At 60.4% G+C, this 25,794-nt stretch carries 32 protein-coding genes, 1 tRNA gene and 1 riboswitch; of the genes, 3 read left to right on the top strand and 30 right to left on the bottom strand.

The features are described 5' to 3' along the window. Positions 1-13 precede the first annotated feature (13 nt). The 19 genes from nuoL to GM658_RS25645 all read right to left on the bottom strand — a co-directional run bounded on the left by nuoL (position 14) and on the right by GM658_RS25645 (position 16,458). Positions 14-2,068 carry an NADH-quinone oxidoreductase subunit L gene (gene nuoL / locus GM658_RS25555; RefSeq protein ID WP_155456896.1) on the bottom strand — a complete coding sequence of 685 codons (2,055 nt, stop codon included), beginning with the start codon at positions 2,066-2,068 and terminating at the stop codon, positions 14-16. A 32-nt stretch (positions 2,069-2,100) separates the two neighbouring features. After that, positions 2,101-2,403 carry an NADH-quinone oxidoreductase subunit NuoK gene (nuoK, locus tag GM658_RS25560; RefSeq protein ID WP_057259369.1) on the bottom strand — a complete coding sequence of 101 codons (303 nt, stop codon included), beginning with the start codon at positions 2,401-2,403 and terminating at the stop codon, positions 2,101-2,103. Continuing rightward, positions 2,400-3,032, bottom strand: coding sequence for an NADH-quinone oxidoreductase subunit J (locus GM658_RS25565; RefSeq protein ID WP_155456897.1), 633 nt, complete (start codon positions 3,030-3,032; stop codon positions 2,400-2,402). The genes nuoK and GM658_RS25565 overlap by 4 nt, the downstream gene beginning before the upstream one ends. A 16-nt stretch (positions 3,033-3,048) precedes the next feature. Continuing rightward, positions 3,049-3,537 (bottom strand): NADH-quinone oxidoreductase subunit NuoI, encoded by a 489-nt coding sequence (nuoI, locus tag GM658_RS25570; protein WP_130311253.1) that lies wholly within the window; start codon positions 3,535-3,537, stop codon positions 3,049-3,051. Between the two features lie 15 nt (positions 3,538-3,552). Continuing rightward, positions 3,553-4,635 carry an NADH-quinone oxidoreductase subunit NuoH gene (nuoH, locus tag GM658_RS25575; protein ID WP_155456898.1) on the bottom strand — a complete coding sequence of 361 codons (1,083 nt, stop codon included), beginning with the start codon at positions 4,633-4,635 and terminating at the stop codon, positions 3,553-3,555. Next, the gene (gene nuoG, locus GM658_RS25580) at positions 4,635-6,965 is read right to left on the bottom strand and encodes an NADH-quinone oxidoreductase subunit NuoG (protein ID WP_155456899.1); all 2,331 of its coding nucleotides are present in this window, start codon (positions 6,963-6,965) and stop codon (positions 4,635-4,637) included. The genes nuoH and nuoG overlap by 1 nt, the downstream gene beginning before the upstream one ends. Before the next feature lie 12 nt (positions 6,966-6,977). Further along, on the bottom strand, positions 6,978-8,276 hold the full coding sequence (nuoF, locus tag GM658_RS25585) for an NADH-quinone oxidoreductase subunit NuoF (RefSeq protein ID WP_155456900.1): 1,299 nt from the start codon (positions 8,274-8,276) through the stop codon (positions 6,978-6,980). Then, complete coding sequence (gene nuoE, locus GM658_RS25590; protein WP_155456901.1) at positions 8,273-8,752, bottom strand: NADH-quinone oxidoreductase subunit NuoE; 480 nt, start codon at positions 8,750-8,752, stop codon at positions 8,273-8,275. The genes nuoF and nuoE overlap by 4 nt, the downstream gene beginning before the upstream one ends. Before the next feature lie 9 nt (positions 8,753-8,761). After that, a complete protein-coding gene (locus GM658_RS25595; protein WP_155456902.1) occupies positions 8,762-10,015 on the bottom strand; it encodes an NADH-quinone oxidoreductase subunit D in 1,254 nt (417 codons plus the stop codon). Positions 10,016-10,018: 3 nt separating this feature from the next. Continuing rightward, positions 10,019-10,609 carry an NADH-quinone oxidoreductase subunit C gene (locus tag GM658_RS25600; RefSeq protein WP_155456903.1) on the bottom strand — a complete coding sequence of 197 codons (591 nt, stop codon included), beginning with the start codon at positions 10,607-10,609 and terminating at the stop codon, positions 10,019-10,021. 6 nt (positions 10,610-10,615) lie between these two features. Continuing rightward, complete coding sequence (locus GM658_RS25605) at positions 10,616-11,092, bottom strand: NuoB/complex I 20 kDa subunit family protein (protein WP_028104278.1); 477 nt, start codon at positions 11,090-11,092, stop codon at positions 10,616-10,618. A gap of 3 nt (positions 11,093-11,095) precedes the next feature. Next, positions 11,096-11,455, bottom strand: coding sequence for an NADH-quinone oxidoreductase subunit A (gene ndhC / locus GM658_RS25610; protein WP_170298974.1), 360 nt, complete (start codon positions 11,453-11,455; stop codon positions 11,096-11,098). A 141-nt stretch (positions 11,456-11,596) separates the two neighbouring features. Further along, positions 11,597-11,681, bottom strand: a tRNA-Leu gene (locus tag GM658_RS25615). A gap of 95 nt (positions 11,682-11,776) precedes the next feature. Then, complete coding sequence (secG, locus tag GM658_RS25620; protein ID WP_155456905.1) at positions 11,777-12,223, bottom strand: preprotein translocase subunit SecG; 447 nt, start codon at positions 12,221-12,223, stop codon at positions 11,777-11,779. A 32-nt stretch (positions 12,224-12,255) separates the two neighbouring features. Then, a complete protein-coding gene (gene tpiA, locus GM658_RS25625; protein WP_155456906.1) occupies positions 12,256-13,002 on the bottom strand; it encodes a triose-phosphate isomerase in 747 nt (248 codons plus the stop codon). A gap of 72 nt (positions 13,003-13,074) precedes the next feature. After that, entirely contained in the window at positions 13,075-14,055 is a 981-nt protein-coding gene (locus tag GM658_RS25630) for an NAD(P)H-quinone oxidoreductase (RefSeq protein ID WP_155456922.1), read from the bottom strand. Between the two features lie 39 nt (positions 14,056-14,094). Further along, positions 14,095-14,673, bottom strand: coding sequence for a TMEM165/GDT1 family protein (locus GM658_RS25635; RefSeq protein WP_155456907.1), 579 nt, complete (start codon positions 14,671-14,673; stop codon positions 14,095-14,097). A gap of 6 nt (positions 14,674-14,679) precedes the next feature. Next, positions 14,680-14,854, bottom strand: a riboswitch (yybP-ykoY riboswitch). A gap of 185 nt (positions 14,855-15,039) precedes the next feature. Next, complete coding sequence (locus GM658_RS25640) at positions 15,040-15,657, bottom strand: tetratricopeptide repeat protein (RefSeq protein ID WP_155456908.1); 618 nt, start codon at positions 15,655-15,657, stop codon at positions 15,040-15,042. 39 nt (positions 15,658-15,696) lie between these two features. After that, on the bottom strand, positions 15,697-16,458 hold the full coding sequence (locus GM658_RS25645) for a GIN domain-containing protein (RefSeq protein WP_155456909.1): 762 nt from the start codon (positions 16,456-16,458) through the stop codon (positions 15,697-15,699). A 162-nt stretch (positions 16,459-16,620) separates the two neighbouring features. On the opposite strand from GM658_RS25645, the gene GM658_RS25650 reads away from it, so the two are divergent. From GM658_RS25650 to GM658_RS25660, 3 genes are all read left to right on the top strand, one after another. Beyond that, the gene (locus GM658_RS25650; protein ID WP_211841936.1) at positions 16,621-18,033 is read left to right on the top strand and encodes a DUF7133 domain-containing protein; all 1,413 of its coding nucleotides are present in this window, start codon (positions 16,621-16,623) and stop codon (positions 18,031-18,033) included. A 135-nt stretch (positions 18,034-18,168) separates the two neighbouring features. Further along, positions 18,169-18,582, top strand: a complete 414-nt coding sequence (locus GM658_RS25655; protein ID WP_155456910.1) for a hypothetical protein — start codon at positions 18,169-18,171, stop codon at positions 18,580-18,582. Positions 18,583-18,656: 74 nt separating this feature from the next. Beyond that, positions 18,657-19,067: a hypothetical protein gene (locus tag GM658_RS25660; protein ID WP_155456911.1), complete on the top strand. Its 411-nt coding sequence runs from the start codon at positions 18,657-18,659 to the stop codon at positions 19,065-19,067. Positions 19,068-19,175: 108 nt separating this feature from the next. On the opposite strand, the gene GM658_RS25665 is transcribed toward GM658_RS25660, so the two are convergent. From GM658_RS25665 to GM658_RS25710, 11 genes are read right to left on the bottom strand one after another with little or no spacing between them, the layout of a single operon-like run. Next, a complete protein-coding gene (locus tag GM658_RS25665; RefSeq protein ID WP_155456912.1) occupies positions 19,176-20,531 on the bottom strand; it encodes a serine hydrolase domain-containing protein in 1,356 nt (451 codons plus the stop codon). Then, a complete protein-coding gene (locus GM658_RS29435; protein WP_170298975.1) occupies positions 20,528-20,989 on the bottom strand; it encodes a YciI family protein in 462 nt (153 codons plus the stop codon). Before GM658_RS29435 ends, GM658_RS25665 begins: the two co-directional genes overlap by 4 nt. Continuing rightward, complete coding sequence (locus GM658_RS25675; RefSeq protein WP_155456914.1) at positions 20,986-21,219, bottom strand: hypothetical protein; 234 nt, start codon at positions 21,217-21,219, stop codon at positions 20,986-20,988. Before GM658_RS25675 ends, GM658_RS29435 begins: the two co-directional genes overlap by 4 nt. A 10-nt stretch (positions 21,220-21,229) precedes the next feature. Continuing rightward, entirely contained in the window at positions 21,230-21,697 is a 468-nt protein-coding gene (locus GM658_RS25680) for a GNAT family N-acetyltransferase (RefSeq protein ID WP_211841937.1), read from the bottom strand. After that, positions 21,694-21,819 (bottom strand): hypothetical protein, encoded by a 126-nt coding sequence (locus tag GM658_RS29580; RefSeq protein WP_267875001.1) that lies wholly within the window; start codon positions 21,817-21,819, stop codon positions 21,694-21,696. Before GM658_RS29580 ends, GM658_RS25680 begins: the two co-directional genes overlap by 4 nt. Next, a complete protein-coding gene (locus GM658_RS25685) occupies positions 21,819-22,289 on the bottom strand; it encodes a GNAT family N-acetyltransferase (protein ID WP_155456915.1) in 471 nt (156 codons plus the stop codon). Before GM658_RS25685 ends, GM658_RS29580 begins: the two co-directional genes overlap by 1 nt. Beyond that, positions 22,286-22,675 (bottom strand): DUF6632 domain-containing protein, encoded by a 390-nt coding sequence (locus tag GM658_RS25690; RefSeq protein WP_155456916.1) that lies wholly within the window; start codon positions 22,673-22,675, stop codon positions 22,286-22,288. Before GM658_RS25690 ends, GM658_RS25685 begins: the two co-directional genes overlap by 4 nt. After that, complete coding sequence (locus GM658_RS25695; protein WP_170298976.1) at positions 22,668-23,651, bottom strand: amidohydrolase family protein; 984 nt, start codon at positions 23,649-23,651, stop codon at positions 22,668-22,670. Before GM658_RS25695 ends, GM658_RS25690 begins: the two co-directional genes overlap by 8 nt. A gap of 8 nt (positions 23,652-23,659) precedes the next feature. Further along, positions 23,660-24,589, bottom strand: coding sequence for an MBL fold metallo-hydrolase (locus tag GM658_RS25700; RefSeq protein WP_170298977.1), 930 nt, complete (start codon positions 24,587-24,589; stop codon positions 23,660-23,662). Between the two features lies 1 nt (position 24,590). Next, a complete protein-coding gene (locus GM658_RS25705) occupies positions 24,591-25,211 on the bottom strand; it encodes a dihydrofolate reductase family protein (protein ID WP_229417071.1) in 621 nt (206 codons plus the stop codon). Between the two features lie 29 nt (positions 25,212-25,240). Continuing rightward, positions 25,241-25,717 carry a TIGR02594 family protein gene (locus GM658_RS25710; protein ID WP_371865282.1) on the bottom strand — a complete coding sequence of 159 codons (477 nt, stop codon included), beginning with the start codon at positions 25,715-25,717 and terminating at the stop codon, positions 25,241-25,243. Positions 25,718-25,794 lie beyond the last annotated feature (77 nt).

Below are 25,794 nucleotides of genomic sequence, written 5' to 3' on the forward strand. Positions count from 1 at the left end.
TATCTCTTTTGCGTCAGCTGTTAGCCTGCCAGAACGGCAGGAAGTACACGAGGAAGCCCAGGATGCCGATGATCATTACGAATGCGTAGTGATAGATGTAGCCGGTCTGGAACACGCGGGTGATGCTGGAGAACCAGCCCACCACTTTCGCCGAGCCGTTCACGAACAGGCCATCGATGATGGCGCGGTCGCCGGCCGACCACAGGCCCTCGCCCAGCAGGCGTGCGCCGCGTGCGAAGACAGCTTCGTTGAACTTGTCCATGTAGTACTTGTTGTCCAGCAGGGTGTGCAGGAACTTGAACTTGTCGTAGAACCAGGCAGGAATCGCAGGTTTGACCATGTAGCAGACATAAGCTGCGACAACGCCGGCCAGCGCCAGGATGAATGGCAGCGAAGTGAACGAATGCAGGCCCATGGCGACGGCGCCGTGGAACTCTTCCGCCAGTTCGTGCATCGCTTCGTGGTTTTCGCCGACGAAGATCACGCCCTTGAAGAAGTCGCCGAACAGCATAGGCTTGATCGCGATCGCACCGATCACCACCGAAGGGATGGCCAGCAGGATCAGCGGCAGGGTCACTACCAGGCCTGGCGAATGCGGCTTCTCGCCTGGCGCCAGGCCGTGGTGGCCGTGGTCGTCCTCTTCCGCTTCGTCCGCGTGGTGCGAATCATGCGCATGGTGGTGTTCCTTGCCGAAGTTTTCCGGGCCGTGGAAGACCAGGAAGTACATACGGAAGGAGTAGAACGCGGTCACGAACACGCCGCAGATCACGGCGAAGTAGGCAAAGCCCGAACCGGCGATATGGGTCGCGGCCACGGCTTCGATGATCGAATCCTTGGAGTAGAAGCCGGAGAAGAACGGGGTACCGATCAGCGCCAGGGAACCCAGCAGCGAGGTAATCCAGATCACTTTCAGGTATTTCTTCAGGCCGCCCATATTGCGGATGTCCTGGTCGTGGTGCATCGCCATGATGACGGCGCCGGCGCCAAGGAACAGCAGCGCCTTGAAGAAGGCGTGGGTCATCAGGTGGAACACGGCCACGGAGTAAGCCGAGCAGCCCAGCGCAACGGTCATGTAGCCCAGCTGCGACAGGGTCGAGTAAGCCACCACGCGCTTGATGTCGTTCTGGATGATGCCCATGAAGCCCATGAACAGCGCGGTAATCGAGCCGATCACCAGGATGAACGACAGTGCGGTGTCCGACATTTCGAACAGCGGCGACATGCGGGTGACCATGAAGATACCGGCGGTAACCATGGTTGCCGCGTGAATCAGTGCCGAGATCGGGGTCGGGCCTTCCATCGAGTCAGGCAGCCAGACGTGCAGCGGGAACTGCGCCGACTTGCCCATTGCGCCGATGAACAGGCAGATGCATGCCACCGTGATCAGCATCCAGCCGGTGCCAGGCAAGGTGCCGTTGACCAGGATGTCCTTCTTGGCGAACACTTCGGCGTAGTCCATCGAGCCGGTGTAGGCCAGGATGATGCCGATGCCCAGGATGAAGCCGAAGTCGCCCACACGGTTGACCAGGAAGGCCTTCATGTTGGCGAAGATTGCGGTCGGGCGGGTATACCAGAAACCGATCAGCAGGTACGACACCAGGCCCACGGCTTCCCAGCCGAAGAACAGCTGCAGGAAGTTGTTGGACATCACCAGCATCAGCATGGAGAAGGTGAACAGCGAGATGTAGGAGAAGAAGCGGTTGTAGCCTTCGTCTTCAGCCATGTAGCCGATGGTGTAGATGTGCACCATCAGCGACACGAACGTCACCACGTTCATCATCATCGCGGTCAGCGAGTCGATGTGGAAGCCGACAGCCAGCTTGACGCTGCCCACGGTCATCCAGCGGTAGATATCGCCGGTGTAAGTTGCGCCGTCCATCACCTGCATCAGGGTCTGGAAGGAGATCAGGAAGGCGATCAGCACGCCCAGGATGGTCGCGCTATGCGACACCTTGCGGCCGACGACATTGCCGAAGAACTTGGTGCCCAGCAGGCCCGCGATTGCGGAACCTGCCAATGGCGCCAGCGGAACGGCCAGAAGGAGGGTTGGGTTAAGTTGCCCCGTCATGATTTACCTTATCTATTTTTCGAGGATTTAACTTAGCCTTTGAGGCTGTCCAGGTCTTCGACGTTGATGGTGTCCAGGTTACGGAACATCACCACCAGGATCGCGAGGCCGATTGCCGATTCGGCAGCCGCCACGGTCAGGATGAAGAAGACGAAGATCTGCCCGGCCGCGTCGCCCAGGTAGTGCGAGAACGCGATGAAGTTCATGTTCACTGCCAGCAGCATCAGTTCGATGGCCATCAGCAGGACGATGACGTTCTTGCGGTTCAGGAAAATACCGACGATCGAGATCGCGAACAGGATCGCGCCCAGGATCAGTACCGAGGATAAAGTCATGGTGCCTCCTTCGTTTCTGCAACGGCGACCGGAGCGTGGACGGTGGCGTCCATCTTCACGATCTTCAGGCGGTCGTTACGCTTGACGCGCACTGCCAGGCCAGGATTGATCGCCTTGGTGTCTTTGCGCTTGCGCAGGGTCAGGGCCACGGCGGCAACGATTGCCACCAGCAGCACCACTGCCGCGATTTCAAACGCGTAGATGTACTCGGTGTAGATCTTCAGGCCCAGGGCCTTGGTCTGGCCGATGGTGTTGGACGCTGCTGGCACCGCAGTGCCGGTGCCCGGGAAGGCGCGCCAGATCACAGCCGACATTTCGATCACGATCACGCTGCCGACGCCGGCAGCCACCGGCAGGTAGCTCCAGAAGCCCGCACGCAGCTTGTCCATGTCGATGTCGATCATCATCACAACGAACAGGAACAGCACCATCACGGCGCCGACGTACACCAGCACCAGCACGATGGACAGGAATTCGGCTTTGAGCAGCATCCAGATGCCGGCCGCCTGGAAGAAGGCCAGCACCAGGAACAGTGCAGCTTGCACCGGGTTGCGGGCCGTAATGACGCGCAGCGATGCCAGCACCAGGATGGCAGCGAACACGTAGAACAGGATAGTAGTAAAGGTCATTATTTATCCTCGGCGATCAGCGGTACTTGGCGTCGGCCGCGCGGTTGGCCGCGATTTCCGCTTCGTAGCGGTCGCCTACAGCCAGCAGCATTTCCTTGGTGTAGTACAGGTCGCCACGCTTTTCGCCGTGGTATTCCAGTACGTGCGTCTCGACGATCGAGTCCACCGGGCAGGATTCTTCGCAGAAGCCGCAGAAGATGCACTTGGTCAGGTCGATGTCGTAGCGGGTGGTACGGCGGCTGCCGTCGTCACGCTGCTCCGACTCGATGGTGATCGCCATCGCCGGGCAAACTGCTTCGCACAGCTTGCAGGCGATGCAGCGCTCTTCGCCGTTCGGGTAGCGGCGCAGTGCGTGCAGGCCGCGGAAACGCGGCGAGATCGGGGTTTTCTCTTCAGGGAACTGGACGGTGATCTTCTTGGCAAACATGTATTTGCCGGTCAGCGCCATCCCCTTGAACAGTTCGGTCAGCATGAAGCTGCCGAAGAAGTCTTTCAATCGGTCCATTCTGTATTCGCTCTCTTACTTCCAAATATTCCAGGAGGTCTGCATCCAGGTCGCCACGAACACCAGGTACACCAGGGTCAGTGGGATGAACACTTTCCACCCCAAACGCATAATCTGGTCATAGCGGTAACGCGGGAAGGTGCCGCGCGTCCAGATGAACAGCGATACGATGATGAAGGTCTTGAGGAACAGCCAGAAGAAGCCGCCGAACACGCCGCCGATATCCAGCGCTGCGATCGGAGCAGACCAGCCGCCCAGGAACATGATCGAAGCCAGCAGGCCAATCAGGATCATGTTGGCGTATTCCGCCAGGAAGAACATTGCGTAAGCCATGCCGCCGTATTCGACCATGTGGCCGCCGACGATCTCGGATTCGCCTTCCACCACGTCGAACGGGTGACGGTTGCATTCAGCCAGGCCGGAGACCAGGTACACGACGAAGATCGGCAGCAGCGGCAGCCAGTTCCAGGAGAACAGGTTCCAGCCATGGGCAGCCATGACGCCCTTCTGCTGGCCGGCCACGATTTCCGACAGGTTCAGCGAACCGGAAACCATCAGCACGATCACCAGGCAGAAGCCCATCGCGATTTCGTAGGACACCATCTGTGCCGATGCACGCATCGCGCCCATGAAGGAGTACTTCGAGTTGGCGGACCAGCCGGCGATGATGATGCCGTACACCTCCATCGAGGCGATCGCCATGATCAGCAGCAGGCCGGCGTTGACGTCGGCCAGCGCCGCGCCATTGGCGAACGGCACCACCGACCAGCAAGCCAGTGCCGGCATGATGGTCATCACAGGACCGATGAAGAACAGGGACTTGTTCGACTTGGCCGGGACGATGATCTCTTTGAAGAGCAGTTTCAGCGCGTCGGCGATCGGCTGCAGCAGGCCGTTCGGGCCGACACGGTTGGGGCCGATACGGATCTGGATCCAGCCCAGCAGCTTACGCTCCCACAGGGTCAGGTAAGCGACGAGGCCCATCAGCGGCAAGGTCACGCACAGGATCTTGGCCATGGTCCAGATGAACGGCCAGAAGGTCCCGGTGTGCGCTTCGCCGAACACCTTAATCGATTCAATCATTTCTGGCAGAGCCATTATTTGCCCTCCCCTGCTTTAGCAACGGTGATGTCACCGAACATTGCGCCCAGCATCGAGGTCGATGCGTGTGCGGCGGACACGCGCACCACGTTCGCCGGCAGGCCGGCGTCGATGGTGGCTTCCAGGATCGCAAAGCCGGAGCCCTGCTTCACTTCGACCTTGTCGCCAGCCTTCACACCGATCTGCTGCGCGGCGGCTGCAGACAGGTGCGCTTTAGGCGCGGCGCCATCGACGGTCGCCAGCAGCGGGCCGGAACGGCGCGCCAGGGCGTCAGCGAAGTAGATCGGCACGTCGGCCAGGCGTTGCAGGCCGGTCGCGGCGCCAGCGGCACCAGCAGTCGGCGCGCGGCGCGCGGCGTTGTTCAGTTTTGCGGACAGGTCGGTCACGCCCTTTTCGAACAGCTCGTCGCGGATCGATTCGGAAGTCTCGTAGTCGAAGCCGCCCAGGCCCAGGATGTTGCCCAGGACGCGCAGCACCTTCCATGCCGGGCGGGCATCGCCCGCTGGCTTGACGGTGCCGTTGAACGACTGCAGGCGGCCTTCGGCGTTGACGAAGGAGCCGGAAGTCTCGGCAAACGGAGCGACCGGCAGCAGCACGTCGGCATAGTCCATGCCGTGCTTGAAGGCCGACATCACGACCACCATTTCGGCGGCATTCAGCGCGGTCCTGGCAGCTTGCGGGTTCGCAGCGTCCAGTTCCGGCTCGGCGTTCAGCAGCACGTAGGCCTTCTTCTGTTGCGAGAAGGCTGGAGCAGCGGACTTCGCGGTCGCGCCAACCAGGTAGCCGCCCACGGTGTTGGCTGCTTCGGTCAGGTAGCCCAGCTTGGCGCCGGTCTGTTCAGCGATCCACTGCGCGGCAGCGTGCAGCTTCGACGCTTCAGGGTGCGCCACGGCGGCGTTACCCAGGAACACAGCCTTGCGCTCGCCGGAAACCAGCGAATCAGCCACGGCTTGCGCTTCGGCCGAAGCCGCAGCGCCTTCGAAACCGGCAGGAGCGGCCACGCCCTTCGCCTTGGCGACGGCGGCAACAACGCCGGACAGCGCGGCCAGCCAGTCGGACGGCGCAGCGATGATCTTGTTGGCGGTGTTGATCAGGTTTTCGGCGTCGGCCGCGTGCAGCACGGACAGCTGGCCGCCAGCCTTCACAGCCGCGCGGATGCGGGTTGCGAACAGCGGGTGATCCTTGCGCAGGAAGGAACCGATCACGAACACGCGCTGCAGCGAGCTCAGTTCAGCGATCGGCATGCCCAGCCATGGCTTCACTTCGCCGTCCAGGGCGAAATCGCTCTGGCGCAGGCGGAAGTCGACGTTCTCGGAACCGACGCCGTGCATCAGCTTCTTCAGCAGGGCCAGTTCTTCCACGGTGGAGTGCGCAGTGCCGTAGGCAGCCAGCGAGTCCGCACCGTGTTCGTGCTTGATGTTCTTCAGGCCGTGCGCCACGTATTCCAGCGCGACTTGCCATTCAACTTCTTTCCACTCGCCGCCCTGCTTCAGCATTGGCTTGGTCAGGCGCTCGGCGCTGTCCAGCGCTTCGTAGGAGTAGCGGTCCTTGTCGGAAATCCAGCACTCGTTGACTGCTTCGTTTTCCAGCGGCAGCACGCGCTTCACGGAGCCCTGCTTCACTTGCACGATCAGGTTCGCGCCGGTGGAGTCGTGCGGGGAGACCGATTTGCGGCGCGACAGTTCCCAGGTACGGGCGCTGTAGCGGAATGGACGCGAGGTCAGCGCGCCCACCGGGCACAGGTCGATCATATTGCCCGACATTTCGGAGCTCACTGCTTCGCCGACGAAGGTGGTGATCTCGGAATGCTCGCCGCGGCCCAGCATGCCCAGTTCCATCACGCCGGCCACTTCCTGGCCAAAGCGCACGCAACGGGTGCAGTGGATGCAGCGCGACATTTCTTCCATCGCCACCAGCGCGGAGCCGGCCTTTGGCGGCACCACGCGCTTCTCTTCTTCGTAGCGGGACTCCATCTTGCCGTAACCTACGGCCAAGTCCTGCAGCTGGCACTCACCGCCCTGGTCGCAGATCGGACAATCCAGCGGGTGGTTAATCAGCAGGAATTCCATCACCGACTTCTGTGCTTGCACAGCCTTGTCGGAGGCGGACTTCACAATCATGCCCGCCGATACCGGCGTGGCGCATGCTGGCAAAGGCTTAGGCGCCTTCTCAACTTCGACCAGGCACATACGGCAGTTCGCAGCGATCGACAATTTCTTGTGATAGCAGAAGTGCGGGATGTAGGTACCCAGCTTGTTGGCGGCGTCCATCACCATGCTACCAGCAGGGACTTCTACCTTTTTGCCGTCAATTTCGATTTCAACCATGATAATCGCAGCTTAGTAAGCCGATACAGGCACCAGACAGTGCTTGTGTTCGACGTGATATTCAAATTCTTCGCGGAACTGCTTGACGAAGGCGCGTACCGGCATAGCGGCAGCATCGCCCAGCGCGCAGATGGTGCGGCCCTGGATGTTGTCGGCGATGGAGTTCAGCATGTCCAGGTCCGAAGGACGGCCCTGGCCGTTCTCGATACGGTGGATCATGCGGTACATCCAGCCGGTGCCTTCACGGCACGGGGTGCACTGGCCGCACGACTCTTCAAAGTAGAAGTAGGACAGGCGTTCCAGGGCTTTCACCATGCAGCGCGTCTCGTCCATCACGATCACGGCGCCCGAACCCAGCATGGAGCCGGCTTTGGCGATCGAATCGTAATCGAGATCGGTCTGCATCATGATCTCGCCGCGGATCACCGGAGCGGACGAACCGCCAGGGATCACGGCCTTGATCTTCTTGCCGCCGCGCATACCGCCGGCCAGCTCCATCAGCTTGGCGAACGGAGTGCCCAGCGGGACTTCGTAGTTGCCCGGACGCTCAACGTCGCCCGAGATCGAGAAGATCTTGGTGCCGCCGTTGTTAGGCTTGCCCAGGCCGAGGTAGTTTTCTGCGCCGATGTTCAGGATGAACGGGACGGCCGCGAAAGTCTCGGTGTTGTTGATGGTGGTCGGCTTGCCGTACAGGCCGAACGACGCCGGGAAAGGCGGCTTGAAGCGCGGCTGGCCCTTCTTGCCTTCCAGCGATTCCAGCAGCGCGGTTTCTTCGCCGCAGATGTAGGCACCGTAGCCATGGTGGGCGTGCAGCTGGAAGCTGAAGTCCGAGCCCATGATCTTGTCGCCCAGGAAGCCGGCGGCACGCGCCTCTTCCAGCGCTTCTTCAAAGCGCAGGTAATCCTGGAAGATCTCGCCGTGGATGTAGTTGTAGCCCACGGTGATGCCCATCGCGTACGCGCCGATGGCCATGCCTTCGATCAGCGAATGCGGGTTGTAGCGGATGATGTCGCGGTCCTTGAACGTACCCGGTTCGCCTTCGTCGGTGTTGCAGACGAGGTATTTCTGGCCAGGGAACTGGCGCGGCATGAAGGACCATTTCAGGCCGGTCGGGAAACCCGCACCGCCGCGGCCGCGCAGGCCGGAGGTCTTCAGGTCGGCGATGATCTGCTCTGGCGGGATCTTCTCTTCGATGATACGGCGCAGCGCGGAATAGCCGCCACGCTTGACGTAGTCGGCCAGGCGCCAGTTGTCGCCGTTCAGATCCTTCAGGATCAGGGGATTGATGTGACGGTCGTGCAGCGAGGTCATTTCTTCAGTTCCTCCACCAGGGAGTCGATCTTGTCGTTGCTCATGAAGCTGCACATGCGGTGGTTGTTCACCAGCAGCACCGGTGCGTCGCCGCAGGCGCCCATGCACTCCCCTTCCATCAGCGTGAACTCACCGTCGTCGGTGGTGCCGCGGAAGTCGATGCCCAGCTTGGCCTTCAGGTGCTCGGCCGCTTTCACGCCGCCGGACAGTGCGCATGGCAGGTTGGTGCACACGGTGATCTTGTGCTTGCCAATCGGCTTCAGGTTGTACATGTTGTAGAAGGTCGCGACTTCCTGCACGGCGATGGCCGGCATGCGGATGTAGTCCGCGATTTCCTTCATGGTTTCTGGCGACAGCCAGCCCAGTTCAACCTGGGCGTGGGCCAGCGCGGCCATCACGGCCGACTGGCGCTGGTCGGCCGGATACTTGGCCAGCTCGCGGTCGATTTTTTTATAGCATTCTTGGGATAACAGCATTTCTTGCCCTTAGCGGTCGATTTCACCGAAAACGATGTCCTGGGTACCGATGATGGTCACGGCGTCGGCGATCATGTGGCCGCGCGACATTTCGTCGAGACCCTGCAGGTGGGCAAAGCCCGGTGCACGGATCTTCATACGGTATGGCTTGTTGGCGCCATCGGAGATCAGGTAGATGCCGAATTCGCCTTTCGGGTGTTCCACCGCGCTGTACGCTTCGCCCGGCGGCACGTGGAAGCCTTCGGTGAACAGCTTGAAGTGGTGGATCAGCGATTCCATATTGGTCTTCATGTCCACGCGGTTAGGCGGAGCGACCTTGCGGTTGCTGGTCATGACAGGACCCGGATTGGCTTTCAGCCATGCCACGCACTGCTTGATGATCCTGTTCGACTGGCGCATCTCTTCGATACGCACCAGGTAACGGTCGTAGCAGTCGCCGTTGGTACCGACAGGGATGTCGAAGTCCATCTTGTCATAGACTTCGTACGGCTGCTTCTTGCGCACGTCCCAGGCGATGCCCGAGCCGCGCAGCATGGCGCCGGTGAAGCCCATGGCCTTCGCATCTTCCGGCGACACCACGCCCACGCCGACGGTACGCTGTTTCCAGATACGGTTGTCGGTCAGCAGGGTTTCGTATTCGTCGACATAGGTCGGGAAACGCTTGGTGAAGTCTTCGATGAAGTCCAGCAGCGAGCCCTGGCGGTTTTCGTTACGCTCGGCCAGCTCTTTCGCGTTGCGGATCAGCGATGCCTTGTACTGCGGCATGGCGTCCGGCAGGTCGCGGTAGACGCCGCCCGGACGGTAGTAAGCCGCGTGCATACGCGCGCCGGAAACGGCTTCGTAGCAGTCCATCAGGTCTTCGCGGTCGCGGAAAGCGTACAGGAACGGGCCCATGGCGCCCACGTCCAGCGCGTGCGCGCCCAGCCACAGCAGGTGGTTCAGCAGGCGGGTGATTTCGTCGAACATCACGCGGATGTACTGCGCGCGCACCGGCACTTCCAGGCCCAGCAGCTTCTCGATCGCCATCACATAGGCGTGTTCGTTGGACATCATGGACACATAGTCCAGGCGGTCCATGTAAGGCACGGATTGCAGGTAGGTCTTCTGCTCGGCCAGCTTTTCGGTCGCGCGGTGCAGCAGGCCGATATGCGGGTCGGCGCGCTGGATCACCTCACCATCCAGCTCCAGCACCAGGCGCAGCACGCCGTGCGCCGCAGGGTGCTGCGGACCAAAGTTCAGGGTGTAATTCTTAATTTCAGCCATTTCTTACTTCCCGTAGTTTTCTTCGCGGATCACGCGCGGCACGTTTTCGCGCGGCTCGATGGTCACAGGCTGGTAGACAACGCGCTTCTGCTCCTGGTCATAGCGCATTTCAACATAGCCCGACACTGGGAAGTCCTTGCGGAATGGATGGCCGATGAAACCGTAGTCGGTCAGGATGCGGCGCAGGTCGTTGTGGCCTTCGAAAATGATGCCGAACAGGTCGAACGCTTCGCGCTCGAACCAGTTGGCGGCGCGCCAGATTGTGGCCACGGAGGCCACGATCGGCAGGTCTTCATCCGATGCGAACACGCGCACGCGCAGGCGCCAGTTCTTTTCCACGGACAGCAGGTGGGTCACGGCTGCGAAGCGCAAGCCGTCCCAGGTGCCTTCACCGTAGGTCGAGTAGTCAACGCCGCACAAGTCGATCAGCGTATCAAAACGCAAAGCTGCGTCGTCGCGCAGCTCTTGCATTACCTGGTAGTAGTCCCCAGATTTGACTGTAATCGTCACTTCGCCCAGCGCGACGACGATGGAGGCCCGCTCGCCCAGCTTTTGCTCAAGGGCGGAGACCAGTGTTTGCAGATGTGTATTCATGTGGTCTTAGCGCGCGATCGTGTTGGTCTTCTTGATCTTGTTGTGCAGCTGCAGGATGCCGTACAGCAGTGCTTCTGCGGTCGGCGGGCAGCCAGGCACGTACACGTCAACCGGCACGATACGGTCGCAGCCGCGCACTACGGAGTACGAGTAGTGGTAGTAGCCGCCGCCGTTGGCGCAGGAGCCCATGGAGATCACCCAGCGCGGGTCAGGCATCTGGTCATAGACCTTGCGCAGCGCAGGGGCCATCTTGTTGCACAGGGTGCCTGCCACGATCATCACGTCGGACTGACGTGGCGACGGACGGAACATGAAACCGAAACGCTCCAGGTCGTAACGGGCAGCACCAGCATGCATCATCTCCACTGCACAGCAAGCCAGACCGAACGTCATCGGGTACATCGAACCCGTACGCGCCCAGTTGATTACCGTGTCAAAGGTAGTGGTGATGAAGCCTTCGTTAAATACGCCTTCAATAGACATGGCTTATTCCCAATCAAGGGCACCTTTCTTCCAGATATACCAAAAACCGACCACGAATTCGGCGATGAACACCATCATCGTCACGTAACCCTGCCAGCCCAGTTCACGCATGGAGACGCCCCATGGGAAGAAGAATGCAGTTTCAAGGTCGAACAGAATGAACAGAATTGCGACGAGGTAGTAACGCACGTCGAATTTCATGCGCGCGTCTTCGAAAGCTTCGAAGCCGCACTCGAATGGGGAAAGCTTGGCCGCATCAGGCTTGTTCGGGCCCAGGATATGGCCCAGCACTTGCGGGACGACGCCGACGCCAAGGCCGACGAGAAGGAACAACAGGACGGGGAAGTAATTTTCGAGGTTCACGATGGGTAAGCAGCTTAGTTGAAATACGCTCGACCCCAATCACTTAATGCTGAGACCAGGATCAAACGACACATCCTCGTAAAAAAACCAGCTAAGCCCTGAATCAATGATTCAAACGACCAGCTGGCTTTTGATCTTTTTTGGTGCCGACGACGAGACTCGAACTCGTACAGCTTGCGCCACTACCCCCTCAAGATAGCGTGTCTACCAATTTCACCACGTCGGCAATAGGCCGCTATTCTACACTGTGATCATCGCTTTGTTAATGCACATTGCGCATAATCAAGAAGAAAAACGGCAAAAAGTTCAAAGTTGCCAGTTTTACTTCGCTGGAGAAGCGGCCGAGGCAGCCGATGCTGCTGCCGAAGCAGCAGGAGTTTCCACTGGAGCCGGGGTCGCAGCAGCCGGAGCTGGTGCAGCAGCCGGCGCCGGAGCAGCCGATGGAATCGCAGCAGCGCCGCCCACCGGGGCAGGCGCTGGAACAGGAGCCTTGACGTTATCCATCACGCCCGCGCCAACCGTGGCGTTGCCCTTGCTGGCCAGGACCGACAGGCCCAGGGTGGAAGCGAAGAAGATCGCTGCCGCCAGGGCGGTCGACTTGGACAGGAAGTTCGAGGAGCCGGAAGCGCCGAACAGGCTGCCGGAAGCGCCGGAGCCGAAGGCCGCGCCCATGTCGGCGCCCTTACCATGCTGCAGCAAGACCAGGCCCACGATGGCGATTGCCGACAGGACCTGCACTACGATGACCAGATTGAACAAAGAGTTCATGCTATTCCATTCTCAATTAAAGAAATTTCAACTTACGCAGCAGCGATAATGGCGAGGAAATCCGCCGCCTTCAGGGCTGCACCGCCAATCAGGCCGCCGTCGATATCCGGCTGGGCCAACAACTCCTTGGCGTTTTCCGGCTTCATGCTGCCGCCATACAGGATCTGCATGCCGGCGGCCGCAGCCGCATCCTTCTTCGCCACCCGGGCGCGCAGCAGTGCATGCACTTCCTGCGCCATTTCCGGGGTGGCGGTCTTGCCGGTGCCGATCGCCCATACGGGCTCGTACGCCAGCACAATCTTTGCCAGCTGTTCGGCGCTCAATACTTCCAGCACCGCATCCAGCTGCTCGCCGACCACGTCGGCAGTCTTGCCCGCTTCACGCTCCTGCAGGGTCTCGCCCACGCAAACCACCGGCACCAGGCCGGCATTCACGCCGGCCAGCGCCTTCTGCGCGACCAGGGCGCTGCTCTCCTGATGGTAGGAGCGGCGCTCGGAGTGGCCGACAATGGCGAATTTGCTGGCGAAGTCCAGCAGCATGGCTGCCGAGATCTCACCCGTGTAGGCGCCCGACGCATGGGCGGACACATCCTGTGAACCCCAGGCAATTGCACTGCCGGTGAGTTCAGCCTGACATTGTGCCAGATATGGGGCCGGGACGCAGACCGCGGTATCGGCCCTTGCATCTCCCAGGCCAGCCTTGATACCAGCCAACAGGATAGTGTTGGCGGCACGGCTGCCGTTCATTTTCCAGTTACCGATGACGAGTTTGCGGCGCATAGTAGCTTAATTTTTAATAACCCGTAATTGTAGCTCGGGCCGCTGCCCTCGGGCAAGGAATGCACCCCGGCGTTACAACACTTGCAACATAATTTTGCCCACGTGGTGGCTGCTTTCCATCAGCTCGTGCGCCTTGGCCGCCTGCTCCAGCGGGAAGCTCTCATAGATCACCGGCTTGATGTCGCCAGCCTCGATCAGCGGCCATACTTTTTCGCGCAGCCGGCGGGCGATGGCCCCCTTGAATGCCACAGAACGCGGACGCAGCGTGGAGCCAGTAACGGTCAAGCGGCGCCGCAGCACCTGCCCCATGTCCAGCGTGCCTTTGGCGCCGCCCAGCAGCGCAATGATGGCGATGCGGCCGTCATCAGCCAGGCAGTTGATCTCGCGCGGCAGGTAGTCGCCGCCCACCATGTCCAGGATGACGTCGACGCCCGTATCGCCGGTCAACTCGCGCACCACGGCCGCAAAGTCCTCGGTCCGGTAATTAATACCGCGCGCCGCGCCCAGCGCCTCACACGCCCTCGCCTTCTCATCGCTGCCCGCCGTGGCGAACACGCGGTGGCCGAGCGCCCGCGCCAACTGGATCGCCGTTACGCCGATGCCCGAGGTGCCGCCCTGCACCAGCAAGGTCTCGCCCTTGCCCAGTCCTGCGCGGTCGAACACATTGCTCCACACAGTGAAGAAGGTCTCCGGCAGCGAAGCCGCCTCCAGCGGCGACAAGCCATGCGGCACCGGCAGCACCTGCTCCACTGGCGCGGTCACGTACTCCGCATAGCCGCCGCCCTGCACCAGCGCGCACACCATATCGCCGATCTTGAAACCGCTTGCCGCCATGTCGCCGTCAATGATTTCGCCCGCCACCTCAAGGCCAGGGATGTCGGTGGTGCCGGGCGGCGGCGCATAACTGCCCATGCGCTGGAACACGTCCGGACGGTTGATGCCGGCCGCATGCACGCGGATGCGGACCTCCCCCTCCTTCGCCACCGGCAGCGGGCGTTCGCACAGGCGCAGCACCTCCGGGCCGCCAGGTTTCTGGATTTCGATCGCTCGCATCATGGCATCACCTCTCTGGGAAAGAGGCGATTGTAGCGCTTACAGGCCGAAGCGCGCGCCCATGCCGAGCAGGGTCGCCAGGCCCAGTGCCGCAAACATGGCGGCGGCGATGCCGTGCACCAGCTTGAGCGGGATCTTCGCTGCCAGCTTGTCGCCGGCAAAGACGGCGGGCACGTCGGCGATCAGCATGCCGAGCGTAGTGCCGGCCACCACCATCAGCGGGTCCGGGTAGTGGGCGGCCATGGCCACCGTAGCAACCTGGGTTTTGTCGCCCATTTCGGCCAGGAAGAAGGTCACCAGGGTGGCGCCGAATACGCCAAAGCGGCTGGCGACATTGGCTTCGTCTTCCTCGATCTTGTCCGGGACCAGGGTCCAGGCGGCCATGCCGAGGAAGGAGATGCCCAGCACCCAGCGCAGCACTTCGGGCGTGAGCATGGACGTGATCCAGGTCCCAAGCGCACCGGCCAGGCCGTGGTTGAAAATGGTGGCGATGAAGATGCCGGCGATGATGGGCAGCGGCTTTTTGAAGCGGGCGGCGAGCAGGAAGGCCAGGAGCTGGGTCTTGTCGCCGATTTCTGCCAGGGCGACGACGCCGGTTGATACGAGAAGTGCATCCATTATTGTGTTTCCAGGCCGGGCACGGACGAATGACCACAGCTCGCCCCCGGCCTAAATCGGCGGCGCTGTGGTCAAAGGTCTTGCCAAGTTTGGGACCGCATATGCCATGGCCTGTGGGCCAAGTGTGTTGACATATGCCTCCTCCGTTGCGGAGGAGAGGCTACTCCCCGATGACGGGGGGCATTTTAACCCAAAACCGGTAAACCTGGGTCTGACCCAAGGGTCAGACCCTCAACGGTCTTAAGGCCGGGGTGAGGGTTGTGCGATGTTGATCTTCGTCGAAAGTCAAAAGCTTAGAACCAGCCCCGCGGCTGCGCCGCAGACAGGGTCTGACCCTTGGGTCAGACCCTGGTTTGCCGGGTTTCCTCAGCCGCCCCCAGTCCGCGACGACCTCGGCAACGGCGATCCTCTCTTCCAAGAAGACGACAACGCCTGCCCCTCCTCAATCTGCTCCTGCGTCATCCCCTTGGCCACAGCCGCCCGCTGCTCCGCCGCATTCGAATTCCCGCCGGCCGCCGCCAGGTTCCACAGCATATAAGCAATCACATTATCCTGCGGCATCCCGCCAATGTGATACCGGTACATCAGCCCCAGCACCTGCTGCGCCTCCGGATGCCCCTGCTCCGCCGCCTTGCGGAACCAGGTCACCGCCTCCTTATGATCCTGGATCACCGCATTCCCGGTGTAATACATGGCCCCGACCACATACTGCGCATCCGCCTTGCCCTTCACAGCCGCCTTGCGATGCCAGTACAGCGCCTCCTTGTAATCCTGCGGCACGCCGCGGCCCATGTAGTACATCAAGCCGAGCAAATGCTCGGCATCCGTATTACCCGCCTTGGCCAACGGCAGGATCTCCTTATAGGCCAGCGCATAATTCTTGTTGTTATACGCCGTCGCCCCTTCCGCAAACCCGGCATGCGCATTGGCCTGTAGCCCCAGTGCGATGCCAAGCGCGCATAACACGCCTCGTAGTTTTTTCATGGTGCTTTGAATTGTTCTGTCTTTTGCACTACTAACGAATTACTTCCAGCTCACCTTGCCCAGCCCGTCCACACTGACGTTACGTTTGGCTGGCTTGCCGTACACGGTCACCGATCCAAGCCCGCTCAAACTCAGGTTGGCATTATTGGTCGCATTGATGGTTGCGTTGCCCAGGCCGCTCAGTTCCAAGTCCACGTCATCCGCCTTGAACTGCTGTGCATTCAGGCCGCCCAAGCCGCCCAGCACCGCCTTCAGGTTCTTGCTGCGGCCACCGATGGTGATGTAGCCCGCGCCCTGCAGATCGAGGTCGACATTCTCGTTCTCGGTCACCCACACATGCATGCTGCCCACGCCGCCCAGGTTGGCCTTCAGCTTCTTGTAATCGCAGACCACCTTCATGCTGCCCGCGCCATCCAGCGTCAGGTCGATGTTGTCGCCGCTGAAGCCACTCACCTCGGTCGAGCCCACGCCTTCCGACACCAGCTCGCGCAGCTGCGGCAGCACCAGCTCCACCTTCACCGCCGAAGTCTTCAGCTTGACGCCGCGGCTTTCCGTATCGAGATAGAGCGTGTCGCCGATCTGCACCGCCGTGACCTTGTTCACGTAGCGCTTGTCGGTGGTGACGGTGAGCGCAGCGGTATCGCCACGGCGCAGCTTGAGGTCGATGACGCCGTCAAGCTTGACGCGCACCACACGGGCATCGATGGGCCGGTTTTCCGTGGTCGTGTCGTCGGCGCGGGCCAAGCCCAGGAACATGCAGAAGGCAGTGAACAGCAAGCCGATCTGGAATGATTTCTTCATCTTGCATCCTTTATAAGTCACCAGCGCATTATATGACCGGTTTTTCATGGTTTCATCATATCGATGGCCCCGCCCCCCGTCCTGCCGTATGCGACGAAATGCAAAAAACAGGGAACAGGCGGATAATTCGCCTGCCTTTCCGTCATTCCAGAGAGAAATAAAATGAACAATACGCTCCCGACGCTGGCCCTGGCCGCCGCCCTGCTCTCCTCGAACGCTCTGGCCGCCCCTGAAGGCATGGCCGCGGCCCACAAGCTCTACCAGGCCAATTGCGCCCAATGCCACGGCAAGGACCTGGAAGGCGCCGCCGGCCCCAGCCTGGCCGATTCCACCTGGCTGCACGGCCAGCCAACCAGGGCCAACCTGGTGCGCGTCATCAGCAAGGGAGTGACCGACAAGGGCATGCCGGGCTGGGCCGGCCAGCTGAGCGCCTCCCAGATCACCCAACTGGCCGAATACCTGATGCCGGCCAATGCCGCTGCCCGCAAGGCTGCCGCCGGCGCCGGCGATGCGCCAACGGCAGCCGCGCCAGCCAAACCAAGCGCACTAAGCTCGCTCAAGCTGCCCAAAGGCTTCCAGATCGCCGTCTACGCCGACAAGGTGGAAGGAGCACGCGAACTGGCCGTCACCGACAGCGGTCTGGTTTTCGTCGGTTCGACCAAGGCCGGCAAGGTCTACGCCCTGGTGGACGCCAACAAGGATGGCGTGGCAGAAAAGGTGGTCACCGTTGCCGAAGGCTTGAACAATCCGAATGGTGTCGCCCTGCTCAATGGCGCCCTGTATGTCGGTGAAATTTCGCGCATCATCAGGTTCGACGACATCGAAAAGACTTACGCCAGCAAGCCATCCTACAAAGTCGTGAAGAACGACCTGCCCACCGAGACCTGGCACGGCGCCAAGTACATCAAGGCCGGCCCGGATGGAAAGATCTACGTGCCCATCGGCGCGCCGTGCAATATCTGCGACAAGGAAGACGCACCGCATTCCAAGATCTGGCGCATGAACCCGGACGGCAGCAACTGGGAAATGTTCGCGCGCGGCGTGCGCAACACGGTCGGCTTCACCTGGCATCCGCAAACGAAGGAAATGTGGTTCACCGATAATGGCCGCGACGAACTGGGCGACAACATGCCGTCCTGCGAACTGAATGTCGCGCCCAAGCCCGGCCTGCACTTCGGCTTCCCTTACTGCCATGGCGGCGTGCTGCCCGATCCCGAATTCGGCAAAGGCAAAAGCTGCGACGCCTATGTGCCACCGGCCGCCGCACTTGGTCCGCACGTCGCACCGCTCGGCCTCGCGTTCTACACCGGCAAGCAATTCCCTGAACAGTACCGCAACCAGCTGCTGATCGCCGAACACGGATCATGGAACCGCAGCAGCAAGATCGGCTACCAGGTGCGCCTGATTACGCTTTACGGCAACAAGGTAGTCAGCGATACCGCCTTCATCGACGGCTTCCTGCAGAACGAAGAAGTCAGCGGCCGGCCGGTCGATATCGCCAATATGCCTGATGGTTCGATACTGGTTTCCGACGACCACGCGCACAAGGTGTATCGCGTTACCTACCGTCCTTGATGGGGGATATGCGCAAGGTATCGCCACCGAGAGTTCCATCAAAATATTGAAATTCCGTCGGCCTCCGTCGAAGCTATAGTGGATAGTAGCCAGTCATAAAAAGAACTGGCACCTTGGTTCCAAACGGAGGCTGTCATGAAGCGATACCTCGCCTCAGCCGGGTTGTGCGTGCTGGCTGCAACCGCAGCAGCACAAAGCAGCACCGGCGCTGACCAATCGGTGGTTGTGCCCGCGCAGAAGCAATCGCAGCTTGTACGCAAGCTCATCTCACCGCAAGAGTTCTACCAATACCAGGGCAGCTATGCCCTGTCCAACGGCCAAACCCTCACCTTGTCGCGCAAAGCTGTCCGGCTCTACGCACAGATTGGCCAACAACCCCGGCAGGAAGTCCAATGGTATGGCGACGGCAGATTCAGCGCAGCTGATGGCAGCCTGGCCATGAACATCGTCTGGATCGACGACGATACCGCCACGGGCGACCTGAATTACATGCCAAGCCTGGCCGGCGCCCAACCGGTACATGCCAGCCTTACCTTAGCCTCGCGCTGAGGCAGACCCGGGACTATAGTGAAATAGCCAGGCAATCTTAAAGACCTGGCCACACACCTGAAATGGAGGCAATCATGAAACAGCTAGTGGCTGCTGGCAGTCTGCTTGTGTTCGCCCTTACGGCGTACGCAGATGGCTCCGGCGAACAAAAAGTGTTGATCCCAGCCGCAAAGGAAGTTCAGCGGCACTATATTACGCCTGACGAATTCCAGCAATACAAGGGCGCGTACGAACTCTCCAACGGCAAGACGCTCTGGCTCATGCGCAAGCAGACGCGCATCTATGCCAGGGTGGACGACCAATCCGAACACGAAATCACCCGCACCGGCCTTGGCAAGTTCACAGCCCTCGACGGCAAGATGGATATGGACCTGGTGTTCGCACCTGATGAATCGGTAAGTGGCCACTTGAGCTATGTAGACGAATCGCCCGCAGTTGCAGGAGTAGCGCCAAAGGTTATTGAAATCCAGTTCGCCTCGCGCTAGGTTATCGAGGACCTGCCGGATCAACCGCCGGCCTAAGCCTCCCCTCATGACGCGCTAGCCGCGGGCACGTCAGGGCCGCCAGCCCTTGTGTAGGCTGGCGGTCTCTTTTTAGTTGACGATGCGCTCCGCGCTTTCGTCGCCCGACGTGCCGTGCAGCGTGAAGCCGGTGACGGCTCCATCGGGCCCGCGCATGAAGTCGAGCGTCGTGAGGGAACCTTCGACGAAGAATTTGTCCACCCCATACGGGCGCAGTCCAGCCGGCCTGCGCCCTTTTCGTTCGAAGCGCAAGCCGCCGCCATCAAAGCTGATGGTGCGGATGCCGCTTTCCGATAAGCGGAATGTGCCGACGAACGCGGTCATCGCAAGCTTGGTCATCGGGATGGTCTTCTGCGGCGGGAACGGATCGCCCACCGCGATGGCGGCAGCGGTAAATGCCACCTTGTCGGTGTTCAGCATATTGCGGTTGCTGTTGCCCAGCACCGCGACGAATACCTTGTCGTCCGGCAGACGGATCGCTTCCGCGTTGAAGCCAGGGATATCGCCCGCATGCGCCACGATCCGGTGGCCGCGCATGGTGCCAAGCTGCCAGCCCAGGCCATAGCTGCATTTCACGCCATTCGGCAAAGGACATGGCGTGAAGGCCTGTCTCCAGCTCTCCGCATTCAGCAGCTTGCCGGAGGAAATGGCTTCGTCCCAGCGCGCCAGGTCGTCCACAGTGGAGACCAGGGCGCCCGCCGCATAAGGCTGCGTCATGCTGACCTTCTCCGCCTGCCGGTAGCCACTCAGGAAGCCTTCGCGATATCCGGCCACACGGCGCTTGGCGCTGCGCTCATGGCCTTCGTACGCCGTATCCTGCATGCCCAGCGGCTCAAAGATGTTCTTCGCCATGAAGTCGGCATACGTGGTACCGCTAACTTTTTCGATCACAGCACCAAGCAGGATATAGCCGGAATTGCTATAGGACCAGCGCTCGCCTGGCTCGAAATCCAGCCGCTCGTCCTTGAAGTAGTCGATCATCTGCTGCACGCTGCGCTCCCGGTCCGACGAAAGACCGAACGTCATCATCGCAGTGTAATTGGGGATGCCAGCTGTGTGCTGCAACAGCCGTTCAATCGTGATGTGCTTGCCCGCGGAGGGGTAATCAGGCAGGAAGCGCGTCACATCGTCCTGCAAGGAGAGCTTGCCCTGTTCCGCCAGCATCAGGATCGCGACGGCCGTGAACTGCTTCGTGATGGAACCGAGGCGCAGCTGCATCTCCGGCTGCATGGGCATGTTCTTGTCTACGTCAGCCAGGCCATAGGCCTTGCGGAAGACCGGCGCACCATCCTTCATGACGATGACAGTGGCCCCGGGCGCATCCGCCCTGAACATCGGCTTCAACGCCTTGTCGATGCGTTCATCCAGCGGCGCTTCGGCATGCGCCGCGCCTGCAAGCACCAGGGCCGCGAAAAACAGCGACTTCATTTTGCTGCCGGCTTCGAGATCTGGGAATGGACCTGGTTCACCATCATCAATCCGGCCGAACCAAAGTGCATATGGTATTCCGCCACCATCTCGCCTTTGATGATGACAGGATCGGTCGCAACCAGTGCCTTTGCCTCGTCGATGCTGTCGACGGCAAAAATAAAGATGCCGCGCGCGCCATCCACGCCGTCCAGCGGCCCCGCATAGGCCAGCTTGCGCTCATTGGCAAGGCGCTGGATATTCGCCATATGGCCGGCAAACATCTCCGTGCGCTCCTGCCCTGCCGGCACCTTGTTCGGCCCCGTACGCAAGACGACGAACACGTACTTGCGCATGCCGTTCTCATTGCCGCCAAGCGACTTCGCCAGCTCGGCGTCATAGCTCACGGGCACCGTGGTCTGCGCCTGCACAGAAAATCCCGCCACTGCCAGCAGCGCTGCACCAAGAATTTTTTTCACAGTTCTTCCCTCATTTCCGGCGTATCCCTGCATAGGGCGCAATGCTGCTTCCTGCTCGCCTGCCTGTATCGAACTGCCGTGAATATCGCCGCGCTGATCACGCCCCAGATTGCGGCCTGCGTAGCCGAATACTCAAGGCCGTGTCCCTTCAGCAGCTGTGCCGCGCAGATGATCGCAAAGGCGCCCATCAGCACCACCAGGAAACGCTTGATCCAGAACGCAATTCCCATATGAGCTCCTTTATTGAAGTGCGATCTTGAGCTTACGGCCGCCGCTAATGGCGAAGCCTTCGCGCTCATAGAACGCCAGCGTTTTGTCGAATTCCGGCAGCGGCGGGGTCGTGACTTCCAGCCGTGTCCAGCCACGCGAACGGCCAAAGGCCTTTGCTTGCGAAATCAGCTGGAAGCCAAGCTCCTTCGAGCGATATCCGGGACGGACATACAGCTCGGGAATCGTTCCGAACGCGCCCTCGGCGTAAAGCGCATAGCTTTCGTATAGAGCGATGAAGCCGACCGGAATCTCCCCATCGCATGCCGCAAAAACAAAATATTTTTCCTGGCTGATGAAGGTGCCGAGACGGTCGGTGGTTGCGGCCAGGTCAAAGTTGAAAGCCTGTTCCCCGATCCTGGCCATGATTTCGGCCAGCAGCTCGCCGGCCATCCCGGCAATCTGAGGAACGTCGTCAATCGTGGCAGCGCGGATGATCATGTGCGCTCCACGGCAGTCTTGATGTCGTTCAGATCCTGCATGATGGCCTTCCTGATGGCGCCTTTGAAAAACACGAGCATCGTGATTTTCTCCCGCTGGGCAATGGGCAGCCATGATAGCATCAGCCAAGCTCGTGGGAATAAACAATGAAGCCAATATGCTTGGCGACCTTATCGTACAAGGCCCGCCCGGCCTCGTTGGTGTTTAGCGTTTGCCAGTAAACACGCGAGCTGTGCGCCTTGACCGCAGCATCGTACACCGCTTCAATCAACCGGCGTCCAACGCCAAGCCCCCGCATTGTCTCCGCCGTGAAAAGGTCCTGCATGTAGCAGACCTCATTCAAGCGCGTCGTACTGCGATGGAAAATATAATGGGCAAGTCCGACCACCTGGCCCATTTCCTCCGCGACTAACGCGTGCACTGGCTCCGACGAATCGAAGAACCGCTCCCACGTCGCACGCGTAATTTCCTCCGGCAGCGCCGTGGGTCCGCTTCGGCCATAGAAGGCGTTGTAGCCGTCCCAAAGGACACGCCAACCATCGTAATCCGATTGCCGTATCGGCCTGATGTCAAGATTTCTTCTTCCGTTCATTTAAATGGCGCCTTGAATGCTTGAGGGCTGAGCCAGGCCAAGACTGCGGCAACGATGAACAACGCAGGCACGTCGCCAATCAAATGCCCAGCGTGCATCGGATTGGACAGAGACTGCAAGGCCATGACGCCGCCGTGGACGATGCTGGACCAGATCGTGAATGAAATAAGGCTGATATGCCGTTCAGGATTGCGCGACGCCAGCAAAAGAAACACGCCCAGCGTGGCATAGATCGCGATGATCATCTCAAGGTACTCCGACCTCCCGTGATGCCATGCCCAGCCAGAAGGCCACAAGACCGTCAGCGGATATACGGCAAAGAGAAATATCGCCCCAAAGGCGAGCAGTGCGATCCGAAGGCACCTCGTCCGATTGGCTTCAATCATGGCGTACTCCAGCGTTGGTCCGGGAAAAATCGAGCTGCTTGTTCGCAATCTGCTGCAGTTCCATGGCAGTTAGCGGGACCTTGGCCTGGAAGATATCCCATCCACGGCCAATACTTCCACCTGGAGGGCTGAGGTCCGAGCCGTAAAGTACATGACCGATCCCCACTTGCCGGAGCCGCCGTGCCACCAGTTCCGCGTCGACAGGCGTGATATCCTCGGTGACGTTGGTAGCGACGTCAAAATAAACCTTACGTAATCGGGGATCCGCACGCTCCGCAGCAGCGGCAAATATCGCCATCACTTCATCGTTTTGCGGCGTATAGCCAGGCCCTGCTCCCCCAAGGTGCGCTACAACGATCTCGATGTCACGCGCCACCGGCAAGACCTTATCCAGAAAAATCCGCGCATCTTCTGCACCGAAATCGCTGCCGCCACGGGCACGCATATGAACAAGGACCGGCGCGCCACGGCGCTGCGCAAGTCCGAATACTCCCTGCACCACCGCGAGTTGGGTAGGGTCGCGCAAGCTGATCCCGCTATTTCCAAGGTGGAGCTTGATGCCGGCCATTCCTGGAAGTCCCAGGCACCGTTCCAGCTCCGCCAGTGCAGCGCCGCGAAGCGGATTGGCGCTGCAGAATCCAATGAGACGAGAAGCGTGCTTGGCCACCTCTGCGGAAGTCCAATTGTTTTCCTCGCGTGTCAGACGGTCCGGATCACTCAAGCCCTTGCGTTCGTCGGCAAAGCTATAGCCCACGGAAAGGACGACCGCACGCGAAATACCCGCCGCATCGAGTTCGTGCACCAGCGCTGCCCCATCCCTGACAGGGAGTTTGACTATCGGTGCAAAAGCAGGACTGACCAGGTGCTGGTGATAGTCAACAAGCGGCGCGGCGCGGGGCGTAACCGGCGTGAAGGAATGGATCGGGTCACATGCAGCCAGCAATAATGCTGCGGCCATGGCGGCAGAAAGCTTCATACGCCCGCTCATTTCCCGCAGTACTCTGCCCGCTTGCTGGGCACGCGCAGCACCTGGTCGACATAGTAAGTCAACGCCTCCTCCGAGTATCTCGGATCAGGATGCATGGCGACAAAAGCAGCCCCCTTCTGCATCCAGGTCGCCACGCAACTTGCAGTAGGCAGGCTTCCCTCGGCACAGACCGTGAAATCATCGAATGCGCTGCGATATTTGGAAAACGCCGCATGGTCCATCGGCAAGCCATGGCCCGGCACCAGTGTCTGGAAATCCAGCTTGTCGATTTCGGCCAGCGCCTGGCGCCAGCCTTCCGCGCAACCCGTATCGAAGAAAGGCAGCGGCACCACGACCAGGTCGCCGACGAAGACGGTCTTGCTGGCCGGATCGTGAACCCAGACATCGCCCTCGGTCGCGGCATATTTGGCCAGGTGAAGTTGCAATTCGCGCTCGCCCAGTTTGAGCGACATCGGGCCCTTCACCGGCTGGTCGGGAATCAGGTTTGCAGGATCATTGATCGCGCCAAGGTAGAGCCGCGTATCGGCCTTTCGCGCCTCCGGCACGGAAGGATCTTCCAGCCTGGCTTTCGCCTTGTCGACGTTCCGGATCAGGAAGCCTTTCAACGCCCCTTCCACCGCCGTACTCGCATAGATCTTCGCGCCTGGGTAAGCGGCCCGAATGCGTGCGTTTCCCGTCGCATGATCCAGATGCCAATGCGTGTTGATAATGGCGGTGATCGGCTTGTTCCGCGCCTTGGCCAGGGCAATGATCTTGTCGGTGTGCTCGGGATGGCGGCCGGTGTCAATGACCAGCATTTCCGTCGGTCCCTCGAACACGATCGAGTTCCCGTCCGGCTGAACATCCTCAGGCAGTTTGCCTTCAATGAACGTGTACGGCGCGGCGGCCAGTCCCATGGTCAACGTCAACGCAGCGATCATTCCCATTCTAGCTCCTCGGTTTGTAACGCAATGCCACTGCCCCTGATTGGAAGTCATGCCGCCCCACGGGCATCAGGTCGACATATTTCGAAAGCCCACCGAACACCGCCGGACCATGGCCTGCCAAGCGAGGATGCAGCACGAACTCGTACTCGTTGATCAGTCCCTGCTCGGCCAGGGCGAGAGGGAGTTTCACGCCGCCCAGATACAGGCCCCTGCCCGGCTCGTTCTTCAATTCTCGAACGGCCGTTACCAGGTCGCCGTGGACAAGCTGCGCATTCCAGTCGACCCTGTCCAGTGTCGTCGACACGACGTATTTCTTTGCCGCGTCCATAATTTTGGCAAAGGGATGCATCCAGTCGGCCATCCAGTCAGGCCAGACGCCTGACGCAGGCAAGCGCCACGCCTCTTCCATCATTTCGTAAGTTACCCGGCCAAACAGAAGTGCATCGGCCTCCGCGAGGCGGTCGGCAAAGTAGATATGCAACTCCTGGTCGGCGGGAATCGCACGATGGTCGCAGCAACCGTCCAGCGTGATGTTGATTGAGTACCGAAGGGGACGCATCTCGAGCTCCTTGGGTTGAAAATCGTGTTGGCGCCGGCCGAAGCCCAAGGCGTCATCTTGCAACGCCTGTTCCCACGACGATGCAGTCTATCTCAATTCTGCGAGGGACCAATCGGCCATCTATAAGCTAGAACCATCGCCCTGGGATAGAAGTGCTCTCGTACCTGCCCAAGCTGATTCCCACCCAGGAGGTAGACGAATTCTTCGTCTTCTCGCAAATAGAAACCAACATGCCCTTTCCAACTGGCCGGGTCGTCCCGCCAAAGCACTGCGACGCAGCCAGGTATGGGATCTTCAAGCGCTTGTCCCCAATGAAGCCACGATCTGGCAAGAGCGGATGCCGTACCGGAGAACCCCGCCTGGGTGAGCGACCAATTGACGAATGACGAGCACCAGGATGCCTTGTCGTCGTAGCCCTCGATATTAGTGCCAACGTGGTATGAGGTAATGCGTGGGTTGCTGGAACCAGCTGGATGTGCTGCGATTCCCAACTCTCCGAAAGCAACTTCGAGCCAACGCGTGTGCGTTTGCTCGCAGAATTGACCCACTCCAGTTGACCCGTCTTCCACTGCCTGGCAAAGGCTGCTACGCGGTCGTATGACCCTTCATAGCCGAGTTCTTTGAGATCCAGGTGGATCTGCTTCAG

Origin of the sequence: Massilia eburnea (assembly GCF_009720745.1) — a bacterium.
Taxonomy (GTDB): Bacteria; Pseudomonadota; Gammaproteobacteria; order Burkholderiales; family Burkholderiaceae_D; genus Rugamonas; species Rugamonas eburnea.